The 26,996-nt window shown below is 35.5% G+C and carries 23 protein-coding genes; 7 read left to right on the forward strand and 16 right to left on the reverse strand.

Features of this window, described 5'->3' with window-relative positions; translation table 11 throughout:
• Nucleotides 1–7: 7 nt before the first annotated feature.
• The gene (gene flgL / locus ACGH49_RS03640) at nucleotides 8–964 is read left to right on the forward strand and encodes a flagellar hook-associated protein FlgL (protein ID WP_065609910.1); all 957 of its coding nucleotides are present in this window, start codon (nucleotides 8–10) and stop codon (nucleotides 962–964) included.
• A 330-nt stretch (nucleotides 965–1,294) separates the two neighbouring features.
• On the opposite strand, the gene flgJ is transcribed toward flgL, so the two are convergent.
• The 9 genes from flgJ to flgB are packed head-to-tail and all read right to left on the reverse strand — an operon-like array spanning nucleotide 1,295 to nucleotide 8,519.
• Nucleotides 1,295–2,323, reverse strand: coding sequence for a flagellar assembly peptidoglycan hydrolase FlgJ (flgJ, locus tag ACGH49_RS03645; protein ID WP_411588253.1), 1,029 nt, complete (start codon nucleotides 2,321–2,323; stop codon nucleotides 1,295–1,297).
• An 11-nt stretch (nucleotides 2,324–2,334) separates the two neighbouring features.
• Nucleotides 2,335–3,444 carry a flagellar basal body P-ring protein FlgI gene (locus tag ACGH49_RS03650; RefSeq protein ID WP_065590614.1) on the reverse strand — a complete coding sequence of 370 codons (1,110 nt, stop codon included), beginning with the start codon at nucleotides 3,442–3,444 and terminating at the stop codon, nucleotides 2,335–2,337.
• An 11-nt stretch (nucleotides 3,445–3,455) separates the two neighbouring features.
• Nucleotides 3,456–4,133, reverse strand: a complete 678-nt coding sequence (locus ACGH49_RS03655) for a flagellar basal body L-ring protein FlgH (protein ID WP_411588254.1) — start codon at nucleotides 4,131–4,133, stop codon at nucleotides 3,456–3,458.
• 22 nt (nucleotides 4,134–4,155) lie between these two features.
• Nucleotides 4,156–4,938, reverse strand: coding sequence for a flagellar basal-body rod protein FlgG (gene flgG, locus ACGH49_RS03660; protein ID WP_065605857.1), 783 nt, complete (start codon nucleotides 4,936–4,938; stop codon nucleotides 4,156–4,158).
• Between the two features lie 29 nt (nucleotides 4,939–4,967).
• A complete protein-coding gene (locus ACGH49_RS03665) occupies nucleotides 4,968–5,723 on the reverse strand; it encodes a flagellar basal body rod protein FlgF (RefSeq protein ID WP_296207774.1) in 756 nt (251 codons plus the stop codon).
• A 14-nt stretch (nucleotides 5,724–5,737) separates the two neighbouring features.
• A complete protein-coding gene (flgE, locus tag ACGH49_RS03670; protein ID WP_411588256.1) occupies nucleotides 5,738–6,949 on the reverse strand; it encodes a flagellar hook protein FlgE in 1,212 nt (403 codons plus the stop codon).
• A 16-nt stretch (nucleotides 6,950–6,965) separates the two neighbouring features.
• Nucleotides 6,966–7,685, reverse strand: coding sequence for a flagellar hook assembly protein FlgD (locus tag ACGH49_RS03675; RefSeq protein ID WP_034909450.1), 720 nt, complete (start codon nucleotides 7,683–7,685; stop codon nucleotides 6,966–6,968).
• Between the two features lie 13 nt (nucleotides 7,686–7,698).
• On the reverse strand, nucleotides 7,699–8,106 hold the full coding sequence (gene flgC, locus ACGH49_RS03680) for a flagellar basal body rod protein FlgC (protein WP_411588257.1): 408 nt from the start codon (nucleotides 8,104–8,106) through the stop codon (nucleotides 7,699–7,701).
• 2 nt (nucleotides 8,107–8,108) lie between these two features.
• Nucleotides 8,109–8,519: a flagellar basal body rod protein FlgB gene (gene flgB / locus ACGH49_RS03685; protein ID WP_034909444.1), complete on the reverse strand. Its 411-nt coding sequence runs from the start codon at nucleotides 8,517–8,519 to the stop codon at nucleotides 8,109–8,111.
• A gap of 152 nt (nucleotides 8,520–8,671) precedes the next feature.
• Here flgB and flgA point away from each other — a divergent pair, with 152 nt between their 5' ends.
• From flgA to flhA, 5 genes are all read left to right on the forward strand, one after another.
• On the forward strand, nucleotides 8,672–9,331 hold the full coding sequence (gene flgA, locus ACGH49_RS03690) for a flagellar basal body P-ring formation chaperone FlgA (RefSeq protein WP_411588258.1): 660 nt from the start codon (nucleotides 8,672–8,674) through the stop codon (nucleotides 9,329–9,331).
• A gap of 78 nt (nucleotides 9,332–9,409) precedes the next feature.
• Nucleotides 9,410–9,703 carry a flagellar biosynthesis anti-sigma factor FlgM gene (flgM, locus tag ACGH49_RS03695; RefSeq protein ID WP_296299956.1) on the forward strand — a complete coding sequence of 98 codons (294 nt, stop codon included), beginning with the start codon at nucleotides 9,410–9,412 and terminating at the stop codon, nucleotides 9,701–9,703.
• Nucleotides 9,704–9,731: 28 nt separating this feature from the next.
• A complete protein-coding gene (locus tag ACGH49_RS03700; RefSeq protein ID WP_411588259.1) occupies nucleotides 9,732–10,166 on the forward strand; it encodes a flagella synthesis protein FlgN in 435 nt (144 codons plus the stop codon).
• Between the two features lie 141 nt (nucleotides 10,167–10,307).
• Complete coding sequence (gene flhB / locus ACGH49_RS03705) at nucleotides 10,308–11,438, forward strand: flagellar biosynthesis protein FlhB (RefSeq protein WP_065590606.1); 1,131 nt, start codon at nucleotides 10,308–10,310, stop codon at nucleotides 11,436–11,438.
• 17 nt (nucleotides 11,439–11,455) lie between these two features.
• Nucleotides 11,456–13,543: a flagellar biosynthesis protein FlhA gene (gene flhA / locus ACGH49_RS03710; RefSeq protein WP_411588260.1), complete on the forward strand. Its 2,088-nt coding sequence runs from the start codon at nucleotides 11,456–11,458 to the stop codon at nucleotides 13,541–13,543.
• A gap of 221 nt (nucleotides 13,544–13,764) precedes the next feature.
• Here the strand turns inward: flhA and cas6f are convergent, their stop codons facing one another.
• The 7 genes from cas6f to carA form a co-directional block, all read right to left on the reverse strand.
• Nucleotides 13,765–14,334, reverse strand: a complete 570-nt coding sequence (gene cas6f, locus ACGH49_RS03715; RefSeq protein WP_297224435.1) for a type I-F CRISPR-associated endoribonuclease Cas6/Csy4 — start codon at nucleotides 14,332–14,334, stop codon at nucleotides 13,765–13,767.
• Between the two features lie 5 nt (nucleotides 14,335–14,339).
• A complete protein-coding gene (gene csy3 / locus ACGH49_RS03720; protein ID WP_297224433.1) occupies nucleotides 14,340–15,347 on the reverse strand; it encodes a type I-F CRISPR-associated protein Csy3 in 1,008 nt (335 codons plus the stop codon).
• Between the two features lie 35 nt (nucleotides 15,348–15,382).
• Complete coding sequence (gene csy2 / locus ACGH49_RS03725; protein WP_297224431.1) at nucleotides 15,383–16,306, reverse strand: type I-F CRISPR-associated protein Csy2; 924 nt, start codon at nucleotides 16,304–16,306, stop codon at nucleotides 15,383–15,385.
• Nucleotides 16,306–17,685: a type I-F CRISPR-associated protein Csy1 gene (gene csy1, locus ACGH49_RS03730; protein WP_411588261.1), complete on the reverse strand. Its 1,380-nt coding sequence runs from the start codon at nucleotides 17,683–17,685 to the stop codon at nucleotides 16,306–16,308. Before csy1 ends, csy2 begins: the two co-directional genes overlap by 1 nt.
• A gap of 426 nt (nucleotides 17,686–18,111) precedes the next feature.
• The gene (gene cas3f, locus ACGH49_RS03735; protein ID WP_411588263.1) at nucleotides 18,112–21,132 is read right to left on the reverse strand and encodes a type I-F CRISPR-associated helicase Cas3f; all 3,021 of its coding nucleotides are present in this window, start codon (nucleotides 21,130–21,132) and stop codon (nucleotides 18,112–18,114) included.
• Between the two features lie 171 nt (nucleotides 21,133–21,303).
• Nucleotides 21,304–24,519 (reverse strand): carbamoyl-phosphate synthase large subunit, encoded by a 3,216-nt coding sequence (gene carB / locus ACGH49_RS03740; RefSeq protein WP_411588264.1) that lies wholly within the window; start codon nucleotides 24,517–24,519, stop codon nucleotides 21,304–21,306.
• Nucleotides 24,520–24,521: 2 nt separating this feature from the next.
• A complete protein-coding gene (gene carA, locus ACGH49_RS03745; protein WP_296317324.1) occupies nucleotides 24,522–25,682 on the reverse strand; it encodes a glutamine-hydrolyzing carbamoyl-phosphate synthase small subunit in 1,161 nt (386 codons plus the stop codon).
• 270 nt (nucleotides 25,683–25,952) lie between these two features.
• Here carA and argF point away from each other — a divergent pair, with 270 nt between their 5' ends.
• Nucleotides 25,953–26,963 (forward strand): ornithine carbamoyltransferase, encoded by a 1,011-nt coding sequence (gene argF / locus ACGH49_RS03750; RefSeq protein ID WP_411588266.1) that lies wholly within the window; start codon nucleotides 25,953–25,955, stop codon nucleotides 26,961–26,963.
• Nucleotides 26,964–26,996 lie beyond the last annotated feature (33 nt).

Raw genomic sequence — 26,996 nt, forward strand, 5'->3', positions numbered from 1 at the left:
ATAAAAAATGCGCCTTAGCACAAACTCAATTTATCAAAAAAACTTAAACAGTATTTTAAACACCAACAGCAAATGGCAAAAATCAGGGTTGCATTTGGCAACAGGTAAAAAGATTTTAACTCCTTCTGATGATCCAATGGGAGCTTCACAATCATTAATAATAAAGCAAGCGCAAGCACAAAATGAACAGTTTCAAGCAACACGCGAAAATGCCGATAAATCACTTAGTCGCCAAGATACGATCTTATCGGAAGCCAATACTGTTATCCAAGCAATTCAGGAAACATTGGTCTATGCATCAAATGAAACCTTAAATGAAGAAAATAGACTCGATCTTGCTAATAAATTACAAAGTTTAAAAGATCAACTTTTATCATTAGCTAATGCAAAAGACACTAATGGTAACTATCTTTTTGCTGGTAAGAAAAACGATACACCTCCTTTTGTAATGAATGAATCAGGTGAAGTGAGTTACGTAGGCGGTACAACTTCTATCAATGTATTAATCGATGACTCGCGAGAAGTATCGCTAAGTTTTACAGGTATTCAAGTATTTATGACTGGCTCAAATGTTAAAGAATCTGATGGTTCACCAGCAGAAAGTAACATATTTGCAAGTATTGATTATGCAATTGAGGCATTAAAAATAGATCTAGATTATGATAATGATGATACCCTTGAACAATTTAGATCTGGATTGTCAAAAGCTCGTCATGGAGTAGACAATTCTTTTAATAATATTTCGACACTTAGAGCAGAAGGTGGCTCGGTATTATCCGAAATTGACAGATTAACCACATTGGGGAAAACATTAGATATTGAATTTCAAACTCAAATCAGCCAACTTGAAGACGTCGATTGGTACGAAGCCATTTCAGAATATGTAATGCTACAAGCTAATTTACAAGCTGCACAATATACCTTTATGACTATGCAAAGTATGTCACTGTTTCAAATGAAATAAAGTTTTGTAACCTAATTTTATTTAAGCAATGTTTTTTACCCTAAGTTGTGAATCGACTCAAACTATTCATCCCACTCAAAGGAGGTTTACCACCTCCTTTTTTATTTTAACTAAAAAGTTTCAAAAACAATGTCATTATGCAATATAAACCATCAGTTTAAGCGAGAGACGCTTAATTATAAAAACTGAATAAAATCAATACTCTACCTGAACGTTTTTTTATTGATTGATTTCTTATTTAATTCATAATTATTTGTTTTTAAAATTAATTTTATAATATTTTTACTAACAAAGTATTGAGCATTGTATTCAAACCGAGTAATTCTATTATTAATTAAATGCAATTTTCCTAAATCCTGATACAGTTGTTAACTGATTATTTTTTGCAATTTTTTCAATACGACCAATGATTTGAATAAGCTTATCACTATAATTTGGATCAGTTGCGTAATGTGCAGCTTGTAATTCTTTAGCAGCTGTTCTGGCATCAGGGGCTTTAATAACTGCATGATAACGGGGACTTTTAGTTAATAAATTGAGATAGTCGGTTAATGCATGATGTTTACTATTATAGACTCTAAAATTATCTTCAATTTTCATCATTTTATTATTAACAAATTCATGTGTGGTTAAACGAGTTGAATTGCCATTCCATGACGATGTTGCTTTGACACCAAAATAATTGTGGCTTGATTGATTATTAGCGGTTTTAATTTGCTTTTGCCCCCACCCAGTCTCTAGTGCTGCTTGCGCAATAATAACCTCATACGGAATACCAGATTTTTTAGCAGCTTGCCTAGCTGGCTCTAGCCATTCCATAACAAATTTTGTGATATAATCTTCGTTTACATTATCAAGTTGTGTTTTTAATATTGCTTCGTTATATTTAATTTCAGCTGCTTTGTTAGCATTATGGTTACGATATAGTATTTGCCCTAGTGCTTCAGGCGATAAATTAGGCGATGCATTACTAAATAAGGATTGAGCTAATTGGAGATTTTGCTGAGTATTATTGTTGGTATTAGATTGTAGGTTAACATTAATTGATGGTGAAACTTTATTAGTTAACTGTTTAATAAGCATATCTGCTAATCCAAACCCTTTACCCGCTGCTTGCTGTGTAATTTGTTGGTCAAACATTGAAGTAAATAGTTGTGTAGCAGACTGACTAAATAAACCACTTTCAGGTACAGCCTTTCGCATACTTTGCATCATCATATTAATAAATAATGACTCAAACTGCTGAGCAACTTGTTTGATACCTTCAGCAGAGCCATTAACTGCATTTCGCTTTAATTGATTAATATCCGAAAAATCATAAGCGAAGCGATTCAAAGATTGTCCAATTTTATTATTCATAAAGTCTTTTTTTAGATAGTTTCTAAGGAAGCATGTAAACAACCAGCTGTTTTTAGCGCTTCAAGTATTGACATTAATTCTGTAGGATTAGCACCTAATACATTTAGCGAATTAATAACATGATTTAAATCAGCACTAGAGGATATATTGTGTAAAGCCCCTCCTTCTTGCGCAACGCTAACTTGATTATCTGGTGTAACGGTTGTTGTGCCGCCTGCTAATGGGGTATTTGGTTGACTTACCTTTAATTTGTTATTTACCACAACAGATAAATTACCATGTGCAACCGCACAATTATCTAATTTAACCTTTTGATTCATAACTACAACACCGGTTCTAGTATTTATAACAACTTTTGCTGAAACTGGCGTAGCGCTAATTTCAAGATTTTGTATTCGTGAAAGTAGTTGTACTCGTGCACTACTTTCTTTTGGCATATGTAATGCAATCGTTGTACCATCTAATGCTACTGCAGTATTTTTTTGTAACCTGTTAATTGCATTAGATATTTTCAATGCTTGAGTGAAATCAAATTGATTAAGGTGTAAATGGATAATATTTTGTTCATCTAAACGAGTTGCAAGCTCTCTTTCTATGGTTGCACCATTAGGTATGGTTGCCCCAGCAGTTTGATTCACACTTACACTGCTACCTTTACTACTTGCACCCATTCCACCTACAAAAAGGTTACCTTGCGCAATAGCATATACTTGATTATCGACACCTTTTAGTGGTGTCATAATCAATGTACCTCCACGCAAACTTTTTGCATTACCGAGTGAGGATACCACCACATCAATTTGTTGCCCTACTCGAGAATAAGAAGGTAATTTAGCCGTAACCATAACAGCAGCAACATTTTTTAATTGCATATTGCTTCCAGACGGTACGGTAATACCTAATTGAGATAACATGTTAGTAATACTTTGAATGGTAAAAGGTGTTTGTGATGTTTGATCACCTGTACCATCAAGACCGACAACAATACCATATCCAACCAAGGCATTTTCTCTTACACCTTGAATGGTGACTAAATCGCGGATACGTTCAGCATGGCTCGCTGGTATCACTAATACCATCATAAAGACAAAATAAACAAAAATACGCAATTTTTTTAACATAATGATACTCGTTAAAAAGGGGAAAGATTTAAAAATAGGCGCTGTAACCAACCCATCGTTTGGGCTTCATCAATATATCCATTACCAACATACTCAATTCGAGCGTCAGCAACTTGCGTTGAGATAACAGTGTTATTTCCACTAATTGTTCTTGGATTAACTACTCCAAAAAAACGGATAAACTCGGTACCTTGATTAATCGCAATCTGTTTTTCACCAATCACTTTTAAATTACCATTGATCATGACATCCTGAACCGTGACGGTGATTGTGCCATTAAAGGTATTTTTAGCGTTAGCCCCGCCTGATCCCTTAAAATCATTATTTCCAGACATTTCAGTATTAGCTTTACCTCGACCGACTAACCCATCAAGAAATTTAGGTATTGTTTTTACCCCTAGATCCACCGAACCATTTCGTCCTGCATTAATCGATGAACTTTTACTAGCACTCACATTTTCTTGTAAAACAATGGTTAATACATCGCCAACATTACGCGGGCGACGATCTTCAAACATTGGTTGGTAACCATAGCTACTAGGCTGAGCAGCTTGATAAATTGAACCTGTCGTATTTACATTGTCTGGCAATTTGGGGACAACACTTGTTTCACCTTCAACTAAAGGCTTTTTAGGCAATTGTGCACAGCCACTGATAAAAAATGCTATTAAAATATAAAAATATCTCATTACCTTTAGCATATTGTTAACTTTACAGTTGATTTAAACGTTGTAGCATTTGATCAGAGGTTGATATCGCTTTGCTATTAATTTCGTAAGCACGTTGAACTTGAATCATATTCACTAGTTCTTCAGCAACATTAACATTAGACGTTTCGGTATAACCTTGATATAAAAGCCCTGCACCGTTTAGCCCTGGCGTATTTTCCGTTGGCGCACCTGAACTTTCGGTTTCTAAGTAAAGATTTTCCCCCATACTTTCAAGTCCAGCATCATTAATGAAAGTATGTAAAGTTAGTTGCCCAACTTGGACTTGTGTTGATTGATTAGCTAATGTCACATTTACTACACCATCGCGCGCTACCGTCATTTTAATTGCATTGGATGGAATACTAATTGTTGGTTGAATTTCGTATCCTGCTGCAGTCACCAATTGACCATTTTGATTGACTTGAAAAGCACCACTACGAGTATAAGCTTGTGTACCATCGGGTAATAAAACTTGGAAAAAACCTTGCCCATTAATAGCAATATCACTACTGTTATCAGTTGCCTCTAAATTACCTTGGCTATAAATTCGTTCTGTCGCAACAGGGCGAACTCCTGTACCAATCTGTAACCCAGAAGGTAATGTTGTTTGCTCAGATGATTGTGCTCCAGGTTGGCGAACAGTTTGGTATAATAAGTCTTCAAACACCGCTCTTTGTTTTTTAAAACCACTGGTACTAACATTGGCTAAATTATTGGAAATAATATCCATATTCATTTGTTGTGCCGTTAAGCCTGTTTTGGCAATCCATAATGATTTAATCATTGTTATTCCTATCTAATGTATTAATAAATTTATGTTAGAGATAAAATTTGGTTTGCTTTTTGTGCATTTTCATCAGCAGTAATAATTTCTTTCATTTGCATTTCAAACTGGCGAGCATGACTAATTAAATCAACCATAGCCGTAACAGGGTTCACATTACTCCCTTCTAATACACCTGACATAAGCTTAGCTTTTGGATTGTCTGGCATATTCTCACCACGTTCATTACGTGTTTCTTCCGTTAGTCGAAAAAAACCATCATCACCACGTATAATTTCATTATGCTCAAGATGGACTTTCTTTATTTTACCTACTTGAGCAATGGTCGTTGGTTTATCACCTGCACCTAATGCGGAAAGTGTTCCATCACTACTAATACTGATTTGAGATCGTTGAGGCACCGTCAAAACACCATTATCACCAATTAATGGATTACCTTGTATGTTAAGAGTACCATTTTCATCAATTTGAATTGCTCCATTTCTCGTATAAGCTTCGCTACCATCAACTAATTGTACAGCTAGCCAGTGATCCTCAGTTAAAGCAACATCCAAGTTTCGGCCTGTGTAATTAAATGCCCCCATTGTTGAATCAAAAGTGGGAGTTGTTGCTGTTACCATGGTTCGTGTAGGTGTATCATGCCCCACAACAGGAACTGCCTTCATCGTCGTTAACTGTGCACGAAACCCCACTGTGGATACATTAGCTAAGTTATTAGTAGTAATTGATTGCCGATTTAATGTCTGGCTAGCTGCTGACATTGCTGTATAAATAACACGATCCATAAATAACCTTTAAATTAACGCAAATTGACTAATGTATTTAGAATTTGATCCTGCGTTTTAATTGTTTGTGAATTAGACTGGTAATTGCGCTGAGCAACAATCATATTCACTAATTCCTGACTCATATCAACATTTGACGACTCTAGTGCACCGCTCGCTAACGAACCAAAAGTACCAGAATTTGCACTGCCCAATACTTCTATACCAGAATTAATAGTTGTCCTCCAGTTATTGTTGCCAGCAGGTTCTAGCCCATTAACATTGGCAAAATCAGCCATTGCTATCTGACCTAATAACATTGTTTGTTGGTTAGAATAGACACCATAAATAGAACCATCATCATTAATACTATACCCAACCAAATCTCCAGGAGCATATCCATTCACAACAGGTGTTTTAATGCTACCTAATTCTTTTCCCATATTTTGTTGAGAACTTTTGGCTAATGATAAAGTAAAGCTATTATCAGCAGATCCATTTATCCCATTAATATCGATGGTCATTTCGGGATCACTAATCAATTTACCAGAAGAATCAAACTCCATTTCTCCCGCTTTTTGCAAACTTCCATTAGGATCACTGCTGTCAAGATAATGAACATCCCATTGGTTATCAGCGGTTTTAACGTAAAAGAGCTGAATATTGCGTTGATTACCAAGCGAGTCATAAGTAGTAATGGTCGTAGAATAATTAAATGTATCAGCATCAAGAGCATTGACAGGTTGTTTTGCCGGAACTTTACTATTGGAATTTAAGTTTGTTTGCAAAGAAGCCTTGGTTGTCGCTGATGCATTTAGCATTTCTTGCGAAATTTTTAATGTACCTGGAGCTGCACCTTGCTGCACTTGAGGTGGAGTTCCGGTTGCAAGATAGCCAGTCAGATAAAGACCATCAGCAGAAATAATATTTCGTTCGGAATCTAATTGAAACTGTCCATTGCGGGTATAATAGGCTTGCCCATTACTATCCACTAAACGGAAAAATCCATTGCCAGAAATAGCCACATCTAAACTATTGTTGGTTGTTGTAGCTATCCCATCATTAAAGTTTTGCATAATCGCAGCCACTTTAACCCCCATACCAACTTTTGAGCCAGCATAGATATCAGCAAATGAGATACTAGCACTCTTAAATCCTACTGTTGCTGAATTGGCAATATTATTCCCAATAACATCTAATTGCTTTGATGCAGCATTCATACCACTCACTGCTTGAGAAAATCCCATCTGAACTTTATCTCCTTTAAAGAATTTGACGTACTTCGTCAATACTAATTGAACCAAGTATTCCTAAATCAAGTAATACTTTATTATTAACTTTACTATTGATAACACCATATACTACTGAATAAGATAATGATGTTGATGATACTTTTTTCCCGTCATAACTTGCATTAACTGAAAAAGTATAACTACCATCTAGTGCATTCGTCCCATCATTTAGCACACCATCCCAAGTGAAAGAACTAACGCCTGCTGGAATTGCGCCTAAATCAACTTCACGAACTACATTGCCATTTTCATCTTGAATAGTAATAATTACTGAGTCAGCTTCATGTACCAGCTCAAAACCAAATGGTGTGGTAACGGTTTCTTCTTTTGAGTCTGAACTTTCAGATTCTGAGGTTGCAACTAAAATTTTATTGCCAGGAACCATCACTCCCTTGCCAATCATATTACTGGCATTGACTGATAAACTATCATCAATCTGACCAGAAACCATTCCTAACGTTGTATTAAGACGTTCTATACCTGCTAACGTATTGATTTGAGCCAGCTGTGATGTTAGCTGACTATTATCCATTGGATTAGTTGGATCTTGGTTCTTCATTTGTGCAATTAATAACGTTAAGAAATTATCTTGTAATTCTTTACTTGAGTTACCATCAGATGCCGTTTTTTGTGTCGTTTGAGGTTTTGTTATCCCCGATGATTCTGAAACAAGAACATTAGCTATACCCATCAACCACTCCTTTTTATTGCCCTAATGCCAGTGTTTTTAACATTAAATTTTTGGCGGTATTAATTACTTCTATATTTGCTTGATAATTTCGTGATGCTGAAATGGTATTAACCATTTCGGCAACTACATCAACATTAGGTTTTTGAATATATCCTTTAGCATCGGCCAATGGATGATTAGGTTCATAAACCAAATTCATCGGTGAAGGATCTTCAATAACTTGCGACACTTTAACCCCAGCAATTGGATTAAGTTCACCATTATCATCCACTTGAAAAATAACCTGCTTAGCTCGATAAGCTTTGCCTGAAGTACTGGTAATACTGTCTGCGTTAGCTAAATTACTAGCACTTACATTCATTCGTTGTGTTTGTGCCAATAATGCCGAGCCTGAAATTGCAAAAATAGAAAAACTCATCATGATTATCCTTGCTGTAATACCGCCATAATATTTTTAAATTTTTCACCTAAAAACGTTAAATTACTTTGGTAGTGAATACTATTATCAATAAAAGCTGTACGTTCTTGATCCATCTCGACCGTATTACCATCTGCCGCAGCCTGATAAGGTATACGATAAAGTACATCATGATTTGTCATGATTGGTGCTTTTATCTGAATATGATGATTTGAAGTGATATTAAGCCCAACGTTATTAATCTTATTCTGATTGTTAAGTGCTTTGCTTAACTCAGCATTAAAATCAATATCTCGAGCCTGATAGTTAGGCGTATCGCTATTTGCAATATTTGCAGCTAATATATTTTGTCGTATTTCACGTATATTTAATGCTTGCTGATGAAAATTAACCCATGTATCTAATTTATCAAACATAAAATCATCTCATTTTTTTTGATAATTAGAATTTTAAGCGAATAAAAAAAAAGTTATTGCGCAAATAACGATAAAAATTGCCCTTATTTCAAGATTCATTTCTTGCAATCATAAAGTAAAATCAGCTTATGAATAATTTAGAATAAATAAGCATGATTAAAATCGCAAAATTGATACTCGCTATTTTTATACTATTTAGTTGGAATAATGTTTTAGCAAATTCGCTTGATAAACAGATTAACAATTTAATATCACAGCAATTTGGTCATAAAGCGGACGACATTTTAATTACTTATCTTACTGCTAAACCACAATTAAATTGTAAGACTCCAACACTCTCTTTATTAAATAAAAAAAAACAGTGGGGCAACATGACTATCAGTGCCCAATGCAATAATAAAAAAAAATTTATCCAGATTAATGTTGCTGTCAAAGGGAACTATATTGTAGCTAAACAAGCAATAAGTGCAGGGACGGTAATCAACGAAGATTATATACAGATACAATCAGGTTGGTTGGATAAACTACCTTCGACTGTTATTTTGAATGGAGTTGACGCAATTAATCATATAGCTTTACGAAATATCAATTTGGGTGAACCAATAAAAACAACAATGCTTCAAAAAAATTGGCAGGTGAAAGCAGGACAAATAATTAAAGTAATAATAAATGGAGAAGGTTATGAGATAACAACTAATGGCAAAACACTTAACAATGCTATATTAAACGATAAAATAAAAGTTAAACTAAATTCTGATAAAATTGTTGAAGGCACGTTAACTCACCAAGGTGTAATAATTTTCAATAAATAATATTAATGATTTTTTTATTATTGCCGATAATAAAATTATACAAATCACTTAAATCTTAAATTTGATTAAAGGTATTTTATGACTATAGATGCAACTAAATCCGTTATAGCTATAACAGGGCTAGTAAGCCGCGATGTAATTAACGAACAACAAAATACTCACAATGCATCTGTACAAACTAAAAACAGTACTAATGTAAGTACTAACGTGAGTATAAATCAAAATTCAATACACCTTTTACATTCAACCAACAAAGATATCGATGTAGAAAAAATTGAAAAAATAAAACAGTCCATATCCAACGGAACATTGGTTATTGATACACATAAAATTGCAGATAAATTAATTAAACAATTACTAGAAGATTTTTAAAAATAAGACAGAATTATAAGGATAAAAAATGTTAGCACTTAATGGCATCCTAAATAAAATAGCTGAGATGTTACAAACAATTTCAGAAATTCTACAATCAGAGCAAAAAATATTAATTGAAAATAGTTCAACAAACCAGTTAAGTGAAACTATTAACAAAAAAAGCCAATTACTAATTCAACTAAAGCTACTGGATGAAGAACGCATAAAACTAAGTGAACAATTTAATATTCAACCACCCTATAAAGAAAATCCTACAATCGAAGCTCTTTGGCTATCAATTACTGATACAACAAAATTATTAGCAGATATAAATCGTCATAATGGGCTAATCATTCAAAACCGCATAAATCTAACCCAGCAATCAATCAACTATCTTAAAAGTATTAAAAGTCCTGCTGTTTATACTAATAGTGGCTATCAACAAACTGAAATTATTTCGTCAAAACGAGCCAAAGTTTAAATAATTAATATTTATTGACGGTAAACGCCATAAATACCCCCTAAAATGCCCTCTTATTAAGCCAACAACCCAGTAGTAATTAGTTCATACTGTTAGTATTGTAAATCTTTATTAAACTATAGCGTTTTATTTAACTTCATCATGGCTGACGATAGTGATCTAGATAAAAGCGAACACCCCACCGATAGCAAAATAAAAAAAGCTAGAGAAAAAGGGCAGATCCCTCGTTCTCGTGAATTAACTTCGTTATTAATTTTGTTAATAGGTATTATTTTATTTGGATTAATGGGATCACACTTAGTTAACCAGTTAACTACGATCATTAAAACAGCAATGAAGTTTTCGTATAAAATAGAGGATGATAAGTTAATCGTCTTCAATTTAGTTAACTTATTAACCGATGGTTTTTGGGCAATTGTACCCATTTTTTTTGGTCTAGTTATCGTTGCTATATTTGCACCACTTTGTGTCGGCGGTTTACTATTTAGCCTTCAATCAATTAAGCCTAATTTTCAAAAACTAAATCCGATATCTGGATTTGGTAGAATATTTAGTATTAGAGTTTTTTCTGAATTACTAAAAAGCATACTTAAAGTTATTTTTATTTCTATAGCTTCAACATTGTTTGTAATGCACCATTTTCCCCACATGCTTTCTTTACCCAATATGCATTTAAATAGCGCATTAACTAAAGCAATACAGCTAGTGATTCTTTGTGGAATTTTTAGTGTTATATCTTTAATACCCATGGTTGGTTTTGATATTTTCTATCAAATATGGAGTAATTTAAAGAAACTGAAAATGTCAAAACAAGAAATTAAAGATGAATTTAAAGAACAAGAGGGAAACCCACAAATCAAAGGGCGCATTCGTCAAATGCAACAGACTATTGCTAGACGCCGTATGATGAAAGATGTACCTAAAGCCAATGTGATTATTACCAACCCAACGCATTATGCCGTCGCTCTGCAATATGATGAAAAAACAATGATTGCTCCAAAATTATTAGCGAAAGGAACAAATAAAATTGCGTTACGCATCAAAGAAATTGCTAATGAACATAATATCCCCCAGTTAGAAGCGCCACCACTTGCCCGTGCTTTATACCGTCATGGTGAAATAGGCGAAACAATACCAACCGAATTATATACCGCGGTTGCCCAAATTCTAGCGTGGGTTTATCAATTGAAACATTGGTATAAATATGGTGGCGATAAACCAATAGCGCCAAATAATTTACCCATACCTGAGTCATTATCCGTAAATAAATAAAGGTAATAACTAGTCTTATGATTAAATCTAAACTACTTAATTTATTATCAACCAATACATTAAAAAATGGGCATTATCAAGTCTTAGCTGGACCATTGCTAATTTTATTGATTCTTTCGATGATGGTATTACCACTACCTGCATTTATTTTGGATCTGTTTTTTACTTTTAATATTACATTATCAATTATCATCTTGATAGTAGCATTGTTTACTAAAAGAGTGCTTGATTTTGCAGCATTCCCGACCGTTTTATTATTTGCAACTTTATTAAGATTATCGTTAAACGTTGCTTCTACGCGAGTCGTTTTATTAAAAGGACACACCGGTAGTGCTGCTGCTGGGCGGGTTATTGAAGCTTTTGGACACTTTTTAGTTGGTGGTAATTTTGCTATTGGTATTGTGGTATTTATTATTTTAGTCATTATCAACTTTATGGTCATCACCAAAGGAGCAGGTAGAATAGCTGAAGTGGGCGCACGCTTTGCGTTAGATGGCATGCCCGGAAAACAAATGGCTATTGATGCCGATCTGAATGCGGGTTTAATTGGTGAAGATGAAGCTAAAGCCCGCCGAGCCGAAGTTTCTCAAGAAGCCGATTTTTATGGGTCAATGGATGGTGCCAGTAAATTTGTACGCGGTGATGCGATTGCGGGATTATTAATAATGGGTATAACCATTATTGGGGGGTTATTAGTTGGAGTTGTTCAACACGGTATGGCTTTTTCTGATGCTAGCGAAACCTACGTTTTACTAACTATTGGTGATGGTTTGGTAGCACAAATACCATCACTCATTATTTCAACCGCAGCTGGCGTTATTGTTACTCGAGTCACATCACAAGATAACATCAGTGATCAAATGATTACACAGCTTTTTAATAATCCACAAGTATTGATTTTAACAGCTGTCGTCATTGGTTTACTTGGACTAATTCCGGGTATGCCAAATTTAGTTTTTCTACTCTTTACTGTTATTTTATCAATCATATCTTGGTGGCTAACTAAACAGAAAAAGACTGAACAAAAAGTAGCACCCAAACAAGCTAATGTACAAGCAACCACGCCAGCTAATATAGAAGCAACATGGTCAGATGTTAATATTGAAGATATATTGGCAATGGAAGTTGGTTATGGGTTAATTCCCATGGTAGATCAAACTCAAAATGGTGAGTTGTTAGGGCGAATTCGTAGTTTACGCAAAAAATTTGCTCAAACACAGGGTTTTTTACCACCTCAAGTTCATATAAGAGATAATCTTTCATTAGCACCTTATCAATATAAGATATTTATAAAAGGTGGTGAAATTGGCAAAGGTGAAATTGTTAATAATAAATGGTTAGCGATCAATCCCGGTAATGTAACTGAAACCATTGAGGGCATTCCAACAACCGAACCTGCCTTTGGATTACCAGCGATATGGATAGATGAAAGTAATAAAGAAAATGCACAAATATTGGGGTATACCGTTGTTGATACAAGCACCATGATTGCTACTCATTTTAATCATTTATTACAGCAATTTGCTAGCGACTTATTAGGACGTTTAGAAACTCAAGAACTGCTCGACAGAATAAAACAAGATATGCCGAAATTAGTGGAGGACTTTATTCCTGGTGTTGTTACACTAACCACATTTCATAAAATATTGCAAAACTTGATCGCTGAAAAAGTGTCAATCCGTGATATGCGTACCATTATTGAAACCATCTGTGAGTACGCACCAACCCAAAATGATGCTTATCAGCTACTAAGTATGGTAAGAATTGCTTTAGGAAGAGTCATCACACAACAATGGTTTCCTGGATCTGAGCCAATCAATGTAATAGGATTAAATATCAATTTAGAACGTTTGTTATTACAAGCACTCCAAAATACCAGCAATGTTGAACCAGGGCTAGCCGAACACATTGTCGAGCAAATTAAACAAGCCATTCATCAACAAGAAGCTATCGGTGCACCACCAGTGTTATTAGTGAACCATTCATTAAGACCTATGCTTTCACAATTTCTAAGACCAAACTTTCCTCAATTAGTGGTGTTGTCAAATTTAGAAATCACCGATAATCGAGAGATAAAAATGAGTACACAAATTGGGGCAGAATAGTTACTTTATAATACTAATAATGAAGTGTTTCAGTTAATAAAAACTAGAAACACTCATTTCTAAACTGCCTATACGACATTGAAGTAGAATTTTATCTCAATAGTGCCTTATTGTAAAAGAGCATACTGCGCTTTTCCCAATTTTTACCCTTTTTTTGAGTCTATTTCAATATCAATAATAATCAATATGTTAAAATCATCCTCAAAAAAAGGGTTGATGATTTAAAAATCAGGAACAGTGGCTGTTTGGCTTAATCCATAGCTATTAAATGTGCCTTGCACTGGCTCTGGGCGTTTTTCTTGCTTTATCCACAAAATAAATTTTTGCCCTGTACTTTTACTATTCAAATGAAGATGTGGGTATTGCAAATGAACGCTTCCCCACTTTTCAACCATTTTATTTTTCACTTCAGGTGTCCATTTACCTTGTGCTGTTAATCTTTTTTCGGCACGTCTTAATGCACTCTGACCTTTAGGATTAACACGACTCAAATGCAAATAGCCTTTTATCGTTGCTGGTACTGTTGTGATAGGCATCAATAAAGCATAATCACTTATCGATGATTTTTGCTGTATATCTGCTTTAAGTTTTTGCAATTCCTGCTCGGTACCAAATAGGCGAATCACTCCGCCTAATGTTCGGTGCACATTGTAACAAGGAAAACTAATTGCGATATTTCCTTGTTGATTAACCAAGATTTGGTGCAGTGACTGCATGACTTGATTCATCACGTCCACCTCGGTTATCTCAATTTGCGAAATAGCTCGCAGCTCTAAATAGTGTGAGTGCATATTATTTACTCCTTACCACTAGCACCAAAGACACCACCACGAATTAATACCGCAATCACATAATGTTGCTGATCAAGCGATGGCTTTTCACCTTTTAATACCCAATTATCAAACAAGGTATAAAAGTCTAATTTCTGTTTTGGTTGTCGGAAGGCATGCCCCATTGATGTCACCGAGCCATACGGTTCTATTGCTATTGGGAATTGAGCATTATCATACCAAGTATCGATAGTTCGAATTGCATTGCTGATTTTTTGTGAATGCATGGCGGCTTGTTTGTTCTTCTCATACAATACTTTACTTTTAGTTTTGCCAGTATCTAGAATTAATTCTTGTGACGGGTAGACTTCTTGACCTAAGCCCATTTTCAGTTTGGCTTCAACGTTAAAAATAACAAACTCTTTACCACATAATCCTGCTTCAATCAGTGTAGCAAGATCATTCACCGATTTATCATCATAATCAAATGAGTTCAGTTGATATTGTTTAACATCACTGACTTCAATCATTGGTTTTTTTTCATCTTTTCGAGTAATCGAAAGGCTAATTTGCTCTGCTGCCATACGGTTACGCCATAACCAACGGCCACTTAAGATATTAATAGCATAACGCTTAGCTAGTGCTGTCAATCCTTGCGTTTGAATATAACCCTGCGTTGTTTTTTCTAGTTCTTTTTGATATTCGATATCATTACATACTGATGGTTTACCTAAAAATGGCAACACTTTACAGCTCCATGTAACGATCAAAGTATCTTTATCGGCATCTAACGAAGCGACATCTACTGTTTGTAAATTTGGTTTTTGTATTTCAGCATCTAATTTGGTTGGATCGTTTGCCACTGCATTTTTAAGACGATTTGAAATAGTGCCTCGGACTGATTTTTCAGTAACTACAACAGGGGATAATTTATTGGCATCCGTACTACTTTGCTGTGCAAAAATTGCATCTGAAATATCAAAACTACGTTCAAAAGCAAGTACGCTTGCCGTTGTCATTTTATCTTTACTCATAATGTATTCCTTAATCTATAATTTTCTAAATTTACTTAATTAGTTTCTTGATTGATAATATAAATTTCTGCATCATTAGATTGCAATTCACTGCATTTATAACGCCAAAAAGCCTGTGATAAACTCTTTTTCAAGCGTAAAGGAAAGACCCATTTACCAAGCCCATAAATACACTCCACAAATTGCGTAGCATGCTCATTACTGCGCGCATGTTCAACCTTACCCGCTGAAAATAACGGTGAAATAGCTTGATAACCCAAATGTAAAGGAACAAGCCAACCACGACCTTGTTTAACCGATGTGGTTTGCCAGTGATCTTTTTCTTGTGGATGATGATGCAATATCGCTGTCTCAATCAAGGCATCAAGCGCTGTAGCATTAGGATCTTGTTGCTGTAATTCAGCAGTAATATCTTGCAAATCTTGTGGTGCTTCAACTAAAACAAATGCTGGTAACAAAGCTTTAATTAAATCATCATGAGATTTAAAGGCAGGGAATAATTCTACCGATTCAATAGATTCTACATATCCACCAGCTATACGTTGCTGGTATAACTTATTCTTCATCTGTGTAATAAATTCTTCTTTATCTTCAGATTTATTCAAACAAGACCGAGACCGCACTTTTACTTCTACAACTAATGAAACATCCAGATGAACTCGCCCTTCTTCAATAATTGAACGGGTACTACCATTTTTAGCCAGTGGGTTGCGTGTTAATCGGAAAGTATAATCCGCATAATTGTTAGGTCTATAGATTTGCACATCACATTCATGACATGCGATTAATACGCCATCTAAGTAAATAGGATTTTCTGATTCAATTTTACGACTTAAAGCATGAATCGCCCCCAAAAACCCCGAAATAGCCGGAAAGCCATACGTTAATGGGCTAGAAATTGCATTAGCATTATGAATTTTGACATGATCAAATAATAAATAATAACGTAATGATGTCATTAAAAGATCACCTCCCTTTTACGTTGACTTGCTTTTACCGCTGCACTAAATTCACGGCGCCATTCGCTAAATTCAGGATCCGCAAATTGCTGTTTAATATTTTTGAATTTTTCTTTTAAAGCATTTTGAACCCAAGTTGCAAAAAGCTTTTCTAGACTTTGTTGCCAATCACCTTGTTCATACTGCTTTTTAAAATCCTCTTCATTCTCTAATTGGGCTCGCTGTGGATCAAGCCAAAGTTTTTCATCAAAATTGAGTGAATAATCACGACTCCAACCAGCTGATTGAGTAGTTTGAATATAGCGAGCAAACTTAAGTAGTAAAGATAAAATCACCGCAAATGCATCTTTACGATCATCTCGTTCTTCTACAATATTTTTTGGCGATTCAACCATATCAAACAGTAATTTAAAACCAAATCGACAAAAATATTGCAGCGCATTATTGAAAATTGTTTCTTGTTGTTTAGAAATCGATGGGAATTGGGATTTTTCAAATTTAGGAGGCATAGAGGGTAATAAAAAATTGCGCCCCATTTGACTACCAATAAGTTGGCTTGCATTTTGAGCATTACTGCCACCTAGTTTAACAACGGCTAAATCATGAAAAGAAAAATAAGGTTGATACTCAACATCTTTTTTTCTACGCAATTCTCGTGCATTTTTATTTTCTTCCGAAAATCTGGTTTGTATCTTTTGATAAACTAAATGGCATAAAGCACTAGGATGTAGTGGAATCAGTAAGCGGTAATTATTTTCATGCTGTGACAAATAAGTTTCTTCACTATTCGGCCAGAAAAATTGCTTATTAAGTTCTGAAGCCTGCGCATCACTCCAATTATCTCTAAGTAACTGCTGAAAATTTTCCAAATAAAGAGCAGATTTATTTTTATCATCAGATAAAGCTTCTTGAACAGCAGAGTGATTATTAATGATAAGCTGTAAAATTGTTATATCATTTTTAACGACTTGGTTTAAAAGCCCAAATATATCTAAAGCCGCAGCGCCACTGGCATCAAAAGGCAAAGAGTTCACTGTAGCAGATGATACTAAATTATTCAGATTATTAGGCTTTATCTGTGTATTGTAATTTGCATTACAAGCCTTTGAGCTTGGATGAATCCCTTTTGAGAGGTGCGTTGCAATAATAAGCCATGAAATACGACGAATAGCTGCATCTTCCATCCACGCTTCAAATTCAAATCGCTTGGCTAATTCATCTAATTTTTGCTGAGCTTCATTCACTGCGACCTGATCACCTAGCTCTTTTGCTTTTTCTAGCTTAGACATTTCAGTTTTATAATTACTATTACTGGCAAGTCGTTGTTGCAGAAAATCTAAAATTACTTTTCTTATATCTTGCCAAGATATGTTATTCATTGACCCTCCTTATTTATCTTAAATTTTAATATAATTAAAATAAAATAATCTTTGCTAAAAATCAAGCAAATAACACAAAAAATAATCTAAAAATAAAATACAAAAAAGAAAGAAACAAAGAAAAAATAATACTTAACAGGAATATGCTATAAAAGCAAAAAAGATAATTTAAAAAAAATCAATGCTATAAATAAAACCAGCTAATTTACACTGTCCGAGATTAACACTTTTATAGACCGCTTATTCAGCGGTAAAATTCACTTCAAAGAAAAGTAAATACTTAACATTTCTCAGCAACCTATTCGGCTGTCAAAGCTCAGTATAAAAGAATTACCTCACTTTTACTAGCAACCATTATTCACCTAACGATATTTTGTAAAAAAGTTTCCGGTAACTATATGTTTCAGTATAAAAACTGATATTCTTTTATCCTTTCTTTTCATAAAATCCTAAATAAGGATGAAAACACCAACTGCAATTGCGATATAAGCTTACGCTACAAAATTCATTCGCTAATCGATATGGCGTTTTATTTGGGAAATATTCGGTTATTTTTGCTATGGCTTGCTCGACATTATTAATTAGCCAAGGTTGGATATTAGGATCATCAAATGACCAGTTTTTATATTCAATTATACTATTTTGTGTATCTTCGCAGCGCTCATCTGGTGTTTGCCATGCGATATCTGCATAGCTAAATTGATAATCGCCATCGTCGTCGAGTTGGCAAATATATTCATCTTGTGTCTTATCATTTCCTCTAAATGGCGAAATCGCCTGTAAATGCACACAATGGTGATGAGCTAAACCTTGTTGCCAATAGCTGGTCACATAATTACTTTTACGGGCATTAATTGCAAAAAGATCTGCCATGACCTTATGTTCTAATTCAGCTAGCGTTAGCCCATCTTCAGGGCAGGACTTAATACGTGGAACCGCATCAATATTTACTAACTGATGAGCTGGAATTAGTTCATTGGTTTTATGGGTTTTCAGCAAGAATAATGACTCTTCTTCAAACCCTGGTTTAGTAAAACAGGCTTTATCCGTACAATACTTAGATTCAATTGCTTTTAAATTCGAACCTAATATGGCCACATTGGCCTTTTGTGCAATTTTTTGTGGTCGGTGACGCCATACTCGCCCTACTAACTGAATAATAGAGCGCATGGATGATGGTTCGACAATCGCCCAATCATAATCGTGATCACGCCCGACTTCGGTGACTGGTGTGCCAATCACAATAAAGATATGATTTTCTTTCTTGCTACCTTTTATAGCTTGACAAATTTCAGGTTGGTTAAATAGTGCCTGTTCATCACTGCGATTTAAAATTCTATCAAGTTTTTCTTCTAACTGGCTACGCAATAACAGCAGTTGTCGAGCATGATAAACCACGATATGAAAAGCAGTATCACTAGGTAACTTCTTTTGTTCGTAAATTTGTTCGGTAAGTGAAATAACATCTTCTGTATGGGCAAAACGCATTAAACCGATACTTACCTTTTTTTGTGATTTTTTATCAATTTGATGATGATCTTGGTGAAATTGATAAGCTTGATCCAATAATTGTTTAGCTAGCACACCATAATTAATTTTTTGGTTTTCTGTTTTATTTTCTTGGTAATTTAGTAGATCTAAGATATGCCCTTGGCGACGAACTGCGCTTTGTGCTAATTGATGAATGCGCATTGCTACAAATTGTTGATGATGATCGCTAAACGTTTTAGTATCAGCAATTTGTGATATCGACTGTTCATATTCATCAAACCAACCACATACAATGGTATTATCGGCATATTGGTTATTTTGATTCCAAATTTTTCGTCCTGCTTGGTAAGCATCAAATAATCCGGCAATTAAATCTGGCGTTAAGGTCGCCGATGACAGTAGTACTTTGCTCCCAAACAATCCAGCTAAATGCACTAAACGCGCTAGCGCTGGCAAGTCGTGTTGATCAAAATCATCTGGTTCATCTAAAATCAAATCTGAGGTTAATAATCTTAACGTTGGTGCAATATATTTACCGCCTCGGCTACATTCGCTAGCTTGAATAATATGGTCAATTGTACATGTCACAATAGGCGCATAAAGTAATTGCCGTGCTTTACTGTCTTCGATAATAGTACCTAATTCACAATCAGCAATACCACTTTCTGCTACATCAATATATTCATCAAGTAACGATTCGATAGATTCACTACCTTGGTTTTCTGAATTTGTTGGAGAATCGTTTTGTTGTATTTCTTCATTACTCAGTTCAAACAAGGTTTTTGTGGCTCGCCCCCCCACTAAAATCGCCAGATGTTCATCACTTAAGTGTAATCTTTCTCTTAATGCTTTACCTGTTTGCAACGTTAAAACACGCAATCCCAATGCAATGGTAAAACGCACGCCCCGTTTTGGATTTGAAAGCGCATACATAATCCGCCCATTGGCTAAGGTTTTACCACAGCCAGTCGATGCCATGTTAACACCAAAAAAGCCACATTCATCAGATTGTTGTTGATAACTTTTTGCTAAATCAAAAGCATGATTTTGCCACTGGAAGCGTTCGACAGTTGTATGTTCAGTAAAATATTTGTGTTGATTAATTGTAGGGAGTTGGGTAGTAATTTTAGTTAATAAGTTAGCAAAACTCTCTGAATATTCAGCAACACCTAACAAATGTTCATCCAAATACTGCTTAGTTTGCTTGCCTTCTTCACCTAGATAGGTGTTGGCAATTAGTGTTTGTTGGTAATTATTCTTTTTAGCTGTAGGTGGCAAACTGGAATAATTGTAGTCAGCCGTCATCAAACATAAGCGCGAAATATGTAATAAAAAAGGATCTACTTGGCTTAACTGTATTAATGATTCTTGATTTAAACCTGCTGTAGCATATTCATTTAGTTTGTGTAGCCACAGTTTACTATTTGTTACGCTATCTTGAAGTTCCCAGAAATTTTCAGGTGCAGGATGCTGACTAAAATTGTTTTTAACCCATCCTTCAACTGCAGTTAAATTTTCATAAAAGCTATCTATCGTTAACTTAGAAATATCAAAATCATCATTTTGCATACCTTTAAAATATTTTGGTTCTACGAGTACAAAAAATGGCATTCTATGATGCGAAACTATAAGCCAAGCAATCCATTGTGCTAATATTGGTAATATTGTGAGATCATTATATTCAATTTTGGTTAATTCTTTATGCCAATCTAGGGTTTGATTTTGAAATTCAGTAAAATTTGCTAAACGCTCCAATACAGCTTGATTGGTAGTACAGCCTTGAATCATCAATAAAAATAGTTGTAATGAAATCCATTCATGACGATAAGGATCAGCTGCAACAAGACCTTTATTTAATTTATCTTGAAAGCCAACTGTTGCTTTGCCAAGGTCATGTAGTAATGCAGAAATAGCCGTAATTAATTGAATGTCTTTTAGATCAGAAGAATGAATCATATCCATGATAATAACTAATTAAATTGATTGAAATATAGCAAATAAATTAACATTATTCTGTATCAAAAACGAGCATTTTATTGTTTATTAAGAACAATTGCATGACTTCTAAGTTATTATATTGTGGATGGAATTTTTAAAGACGAGTGATACTCGTCTTTATCTTTGTGATTAGCAATAAAGTTGCTGTAATGGCGTTACAGTTTGTGCCGGATCGTAATCTAGCGCTGCAGTTGTAGCATAAGCAGCATTCATCGTGGTATCGTAATGTACCTTATATTGAATGGCACTTCGACGTAATACTTTTGAGGCTTCAATAGCTGCTCGCCCAGAGGTGGTATTAAGAATATAGCTATATTCGCCATTTTTTATATGGTCATGGATATTTGGTCGCCCTTCGTTTTCTTTTTTTACGACTTGGCATGGTATATTTGCTTGTTGTAATACCTTTGCCGTGCCAATAGTTGCATCAATACTAAACCCATGAGTAATTAACCGTTTAGCTATCTCTAACAGCCTTGTTTTATCCTGATCGCGAACCGATAATAATGCTTTCCCTGATTTTTTCATATTGGATAAACTACCTAGCTGGGCTTTAGCAAAGGCTTCAGCAAAGGTTTTACCGATTCCCATTACTTCACCAGTTGAGCGCATTTCAGGACCTAATATTGGGTCGACACCACTGAATTTATTAAACGGTAATACCACTTCTTTTACCGAATAATACGGAGGAATCACTTCTTTAGTCACATTTTGCTTGGCAAGTGATTGTCCCGTCATCACGCGAGCCGCTATTTTCGCCAATGGTAAACCTGTTGCTTTTGAGACAAAAGGTACAGTGCGAGCTGCACGAGGATTGATTTCGATCAAATAAATTTGATTATCTTTCACCGCAAATTGCCCATTCATTAAACCTTTTACATTGAGTTCAAGTGCTAATTGTTTGGCTTGTTGTCGTAGTTTGTCTAAAATATCTGCAGTTAAGGTGTGGGTTGGCAGTGAGCAAGCAGAATCACCAGAGTGAATGCCTGCTTGTTCAATATGTTCCATAATGCCACCAATCAGGATTTGCTCACCATCAGCAATTACATCAATATCAACTTCAATTGCATCATCTAAAAAGTGATCAAGTAAGACTGGTGCATTATTTGATTCGCTTACCGCTGTTTTAAAATAACGCCTTAAATCTTGTTCATTATAGACAATTTCCATTGCGCGACCTCCTAATACATAAGAAGGTCTAACCACTAATGGATAACCTATTTTTTCTGCTTCAATGACAGCCTCATTAATATCGGTCACTGTGGCGTTGACAGGTTGTTTTAATTTCAGTTTATCGACGACTTCTTGAAAGCGTTTGCGATCTTCGGCTTTATCTATAGCATCAGGTGAGGTACCAATAATTGGTAGCCCTGCAGCTTCAAGCGCACGAGCAAGTTTTAGCGGTGTTTGCCCACCGTATTGCACAATAACACCATTTGGCTTTTCAACATGTGCAATTTCAAGCACATCTTCAAGCGTGACTGGTTCAAAATAGAGGCGGTCAGAAGTATCATAATCGGTTGATACGGTTTCTGGGTTACAGTTAACCATAATGGTCTCATAACCATCCTCACGCAGTGCCAATGCCGCATGTACACAGCAATAATCAAACTCAATACCTTGTCCGATCCGATTAGGACCACCACCAAGGATCATAATTTTTTTACGGCTAAATTGAGGATTAGCTTCACACTCTTGCTCATAGGTTGAATAAAGATAAGCGGTATCTGTTGCAAATTCAGCCGCACAGGTATCAACACGTTTATAAACAGGGTGAATTTGATATTGATGACGTAAATCGCGAACAGCTTGTTCTGTGGTATTAAGCAGTTTGGCGATGCGTAAATCAGAAAAACCTTTACGTTTTAATTGCCACAATGTTTCTTGATCAAGCTGTGCAAGTGATTGTTCCTTTAGCTTATTTTCAAGGTTAACCAACTCTTCAATTTGTACTAAAAACCAACGATCAATATTGGTTAGTAAAAAGATATCTTCTAAGTTGAATCCTGCCCTAAAAGCATCAGCAATATACCAAATCCGATCAGCGCCCGCTTCTTGGAGCTCATAACGAATTTTGGTGATATTTTTTTCATCAGCATAATTATCAATTTTAGGATCAAATCCTGAAGCGCCAACTTCAAGCCCTCGCAACGCTTTTTGTATTGATTCTTGGAAGGTACGCCCAATGGCCATCACTTCACCAACTGATTTCATTTGTGTGGTTAAACGATCATTACAACCAGCAAATTTTTCAAAATTAAAGCGTGGAATTTTGGTGACAACATAATCAATTGACGGTTCAAATGAAGCGGGGGTTTTTCCGCCTGTTATATCATTAGATAATTCATCAAGCGTATAACCGACAGCCAGTTTAGCGGCGATTTTCGCGATAGGAAAGCCCGTTGCTTTCGAAGCTAAGGCAGATGATCGCGACACCCGTGGATTCATCTCAATAACAATTAATCGCCCTGTCTTTGGATCAACCGAAAATTGTACATTGGAGCCACCAGTTTCAACACCAATTTCACGCAGTACCGCGATCGAAGCGTTACGCATGATTTGGTATTCTTTATCAGTCAAGGTTTGTGCTGGAGCCACCGTAATTGAATCACCTGTATGAATACCCATTGGATCAAAGTTTTCAATTGAACAAACAATAATACAGTTATCATTTTTGTCTCGAACTACTTCCATTTCATATTCTTTCCAACCAATTAATGATTCATCAATAAGTAGTTCATTGGTTGGCGAAAGATCAAGTCCTCGAGTACAAATTTCGTCAAACTCTTCGGTGTTATAAGCAATACCGCCACCGGTGCCCCCCATGGTAAATGATGGACGAATAATGCAAGGAAAACCAACTTGATCAAGAACGGCGTAAGCTTCTTTAAGCGAATGAGCAATCCCTGAGCGAGCGGTATCAAGACCAATTTTTTTCATCGCCTCATCAAAGCGTTTTCGATCTTCGGCTTTATCGATAGCATCGGCTGTTGCACCTATCATTTCAACATTAAATTCTTTCAATACACCTTGTTTTTCAAGCTCTAATGCACAGTTTAATGCTGTTTGACCGCCCATGGTTGGTAAAATGGCGTCTGGCCTTTCTTGTTCAATAATCTTACGAACGCTTGTCCAATGAATGGGTTCAATATAAGTGGCATCAGCCATTTCAGGATCTGTCATGATAGTGGCTGGATTAGAGTTAACTAAAATAACACGATAACCTTCTTCACGCAGCGCTTTACAGGCTTGAGCACCAGAATAATCAAATTCACATGCTTGACCAATAACAATTGGGCCAGCACCAATAATTAATATACTTTTTATATCTGTTCGCTTAGCCATGATTATTGCTCCTGCTTATAAATTTTAATTAACTCAATAAAGTGGTCAAAAAGTGATGCTGCATCATGAGGCCCAGGACTGGCTTCGGGATGACCTTGAAAACTAAAAGCCGGTTTTTGATTGTGATGAATACCTTGTAATGAACCATCGAACAGTGATTTATGCGTCGCTCGTAAATGAGCTGGTAAGCTTGCTTCATCTACAGCGAAGCCGTGATTTTGTGCAGTGATCATTACCTTATTATTTTCTAGATCTTTAACAGGATGATTACCACCATGATGACCAAACTTCATTTTGATAGTTTTAGCACCACAAGCAAGCGCAAGAAGTTGATGACCTAAACAAATGCCAAAAATAGGAATATCTGTGTTTAAAAACTGCTTAATGGCATCAATCGCATAACTGCAAGGTGCAGGATCTCCTGGACCATTAGATAAAAATATCCCATCGGGCTTTAAAGCAAGGACTTGTTTTGCTGTCGTTTTGGCTGGTACAACAGTTAATTTACAACCACGCTCAACTAACATTCGCAAAATATTATGTTTTACACCAAAGTCGTAAGCAACAACATGATATGGTAATTGGCTTTCTGGTTTTGGAGCAGGCTGTTGCTGTTGCCTTGTCCATATGCCTTGTGACCAAATATAACTTGTCAAACAAGTCACTTCTTTGGCTAAATCAAGCCCACTTAATCCTTTAAAATCGATCGCCTGCTGTTTAGCTATTTCGGCTTTTTCAAGTAAGGTCGTTTTGTCCGTTGCTGTTATGATGACGCCATGCTGTGCACCTTTTTCACGCAAAATACGGGTTAAGCGCCGCGTATCAATATCCGCAATGGCAATAACATTATGTTTTTTTAAATAGCTAGAAAGACAGAGTTCGCTTCGATAGTTGCTAGCTAATAATGGCAAATCACGAATAATCAAGCCTTTTGCATAAACTTGGTTCGATTCGGCATCGGTATCATTCGTTCCTACATTACCAATGTGCGGGTAGGTTAATGTAACCAATTGCTCACAGTAAGACGGATCGGTAAGAATTTCTTGGTAACCTGTCATTGAGGTGTTAAATACCACTTCCCCAACTGTTTGACCATCAGCACCAATTGATTTCCCGATAAATTGCGAACCATCTTGTAACATAAGGAGGGCATAAGTTTGCATGACTAAAAGATCCTTTGAATGAATTATCATGAATTTTGAATAAAAATTCAATTTTACCTAGCTACAAAGATACAATATTTGGTCATTTTATTACACTTTTTTGTACAAAAAAAGCAATATTATAAAAATTATTTTAATAATTAAGTCTAATTTTTGAGACTTATCTCAACATAAAGGTAAAATGTTAGGGTTATTATGATGTTTAACTTGAATTTGCATAATTATTCAAATAGAATCATTTACATCATTACGGTTATTAGGAGCTATATCATGCACGGTTTTTATCAGCGTCATTTTTTACGATTACTTGATTTTACCCCTACCGAAATCAATCAATTAATTAATCTTGCTATCGAATTAAAACAAACCAAACAACAAGGGCAAGAACAACAACATTTGATTGGTAAAAATATTGCATTAATTTTTGAGAAAGACTCCACCCGTACACGTTGTGCTTTTGAGGTTGGTGCATTTGATCAAGGTGCAAATGTCACTTATTTAGGACCAAGTGGTAGTCAAATCGGTCATAAAGAATCAATTGCGGATACCGCACGCGTGCTGGGTCGAATGTATGACGGTATTGAGTATCGTGGTTATGGTCAAGAGATCGTTGAAACATTAGCCCAATATGCTGGTGTACCAGTATGGAATGGCTTAACGACCGAAGCACATCCAACCCAAATTTTAGCCGATTTTATGACAATGAAAGAGCATATAGGCAATCGCCCATTAAGTAGCATTAAATTTGCCTATTTAGGCGATGCCCGTAATAACATGGGAAATTCGTTAATGGAAGGTGCGGCTTTAATGGGAATGGAAATTCGTTTAGTTGCACCAAAGGCCTGTCATCCCGAAGCCGAACTCGTACAAAAGTGCCAAGATATAGCAAAAAATACGGGTGCAAAAATTATCTTAACCGAAGATGTTGCCAAAGGAGTTAAAGACGTCGACTTTTTATATACTGATGTATGGGTATCAATGGGTGAGCCTAAGGAAGTTTGGGATGAGCGTGTTAAATTATTAACACCTTATCAAGTGAATGAAAATGTTATTAAACTTACCAATAATCCAAATGTCAAATTCATGCACTGTTTACCAGCTTTTCATGATATGAACACTACCGTCGGTAAACAGATGGCAGCTCAATATGGTTTAACCAATGGACTTGAAGTGACTAATGATGTGTTTGAATCTGAACATAGTATTGTTTTTGATGAAGCCGAAAACAGGCTACATACCATTAAAGCGGTAATGGTTGCAACGTTAGCCAAAGATGAATAATATTGTCATAATCAATACTTAAATGCTTAGCTA

Source organism: Gilliamella sp. BG7, from assembly GCF_046635565.1.
GTDB lineage: Bacteria > Pseudomonadota > Gammaproteobacteria > Enterobacterales > Orbaceae > Gilliamella > Gilliamella apicola_P.

Coding starts and splice junctions, on each gene's coding strand:
- argF (WP_411588266.1), top strand. CDS start 25,953: ATGCACGGTTTTTATCAGCGTCATTTTTTACGATTACTTGATTTTACC.
- flgA (WP_411588258.1), top strand. CDS start 8,672: ATGATTAAAATCGCAAAATTGATACTCGCTATTTTTATACTATTTAGT.
- ACGH49_RS03650 (WP_065590614.1), bottom strand. CDS start 3,444: ATGTTAAAAAAATTGCGTATTTTTGTTTATTTTGTCTTTATGATGGTA.
- ACGH49_RS03655 (WP_411588254.1), bottom strand. CDS start 4,133: ATGAGATATTTTTATATTTTAATAGCATTTTTTATCAGTGGCTGTGCA.
- flgG (WP_065605857.1), bottom strand. CDS start 4,938: ATGATTAAATCATTATGGATTGCCAAAACAGGCTTAACGGCACAACAA.
- flhA (WP_411588260.1), top strand. CDS start 11,456: ATGATTAAATCTAAACTACTTAATTTATTATCAACCAATACATTAAAA.
- ACGH49_RS03675 (WP_034909450.1), bottom strand. CDS start 7,685: ATGGGTATAGCTAATGTTCTTGTTTCAGAATCATCGGGGATAACAAAA.
- flgB (WP_034909444.1), bottom strand. CDS start 8,519: ATGTTTGATAAATTAGATACATGGGTTAATTTTCATCAGCAAGCATTA.
- flgJ (WP_411588253.1), bottom strand. CDS start 2,323: ATGAATAATAAAATTGGACAATCTTTGAATCGCTTCGCTTATGATTTT.
- csy1 (WP_411588261.1), bottom strand. CDS start 17,685: ATGAATAACATATCTTGGCAAGATATAAGAAAAGTAATTTTAGATTTT.
- ACGH49_RS03700 (WP_411588259.1), top strand. CDS start 9,732: ATGTTAGCACTTAATGGCATCCTAAATAAAATAGCTGAGATGTTACAA.
- flhB (WP_065590606.1), top strand. CDS start 10,308: ATGGCTGACGATAGTGATCTAGATAAAAGCGAACACCCCACCGATAGC.
- flgM (WP_296299956.1), top strand. CDS start 9,410: ATGACTATAGATGCAACTAAATCCGTTATAGCTATAACAGGGCTAGTA.
- flgC (WP_411588257.1), bottom strand. CDS start 8,106: ATGATGAGTTTTTCTATTTTTGCAATTTCAGGCTCGGCATTATTGGCA.
- flgL (WP_065609910.1), top strand. CDS start 8: ATGCGCCTTAGCACAAACTCAATTTATCAAAAAAACTTAAACAGTATT.
- cas6f (WP_297224435.1), bottom strand. CDS start 14,334: ATGCACTCACACTATTTAGAGCTGCGAGCTATTTCGCAAATTGAGATA.
- csy3 (WP_297224433.1), bottom strand. CDS start 15,347: ATGAGTAAAGATAAAATGACAACGGCAAGCGTACTTGCTTTTGAACGT.
- carA (WP_296317324.1), bottom strand. CDS start 25,682: ATGCAAACTTATGCCCTCCTTATGTTACAAGATGGTTCGCAATTTATC.
- carB (WP_411588264.1), bottom strand. CDS start 24,519: ATGGCTAAGCGAACAGATATAAAAAGTATATTAATTATTGGTGCTGGC.
- csy2 (WP_297224431.1), bottom strand. CDS start 16,306: ATGACATCATTACGTTATTATTTATTATTTGATCATGTCAAAATTCAT.
- flgE (WP_411588256.1), bottom strand. CDS start 6,949: ATGGGATTTTCTCAAGCAGTGAGTGGTATGAATGCTGCATCAAAGCAA.
- ACGH49_RS03665 (WP_296207774.1), bottom strand. CDS start 5,723: ATGGATCGTGTTATTTATACAGCAATGTCAGCAGCTAGCCAGACATTA.
- cas3f (WP_411588263.1), bottom strand. CDS start 21,132: ATGATTCATTCTTCTGATCTAAAAGACATTCAATTAATTACGGCTATT.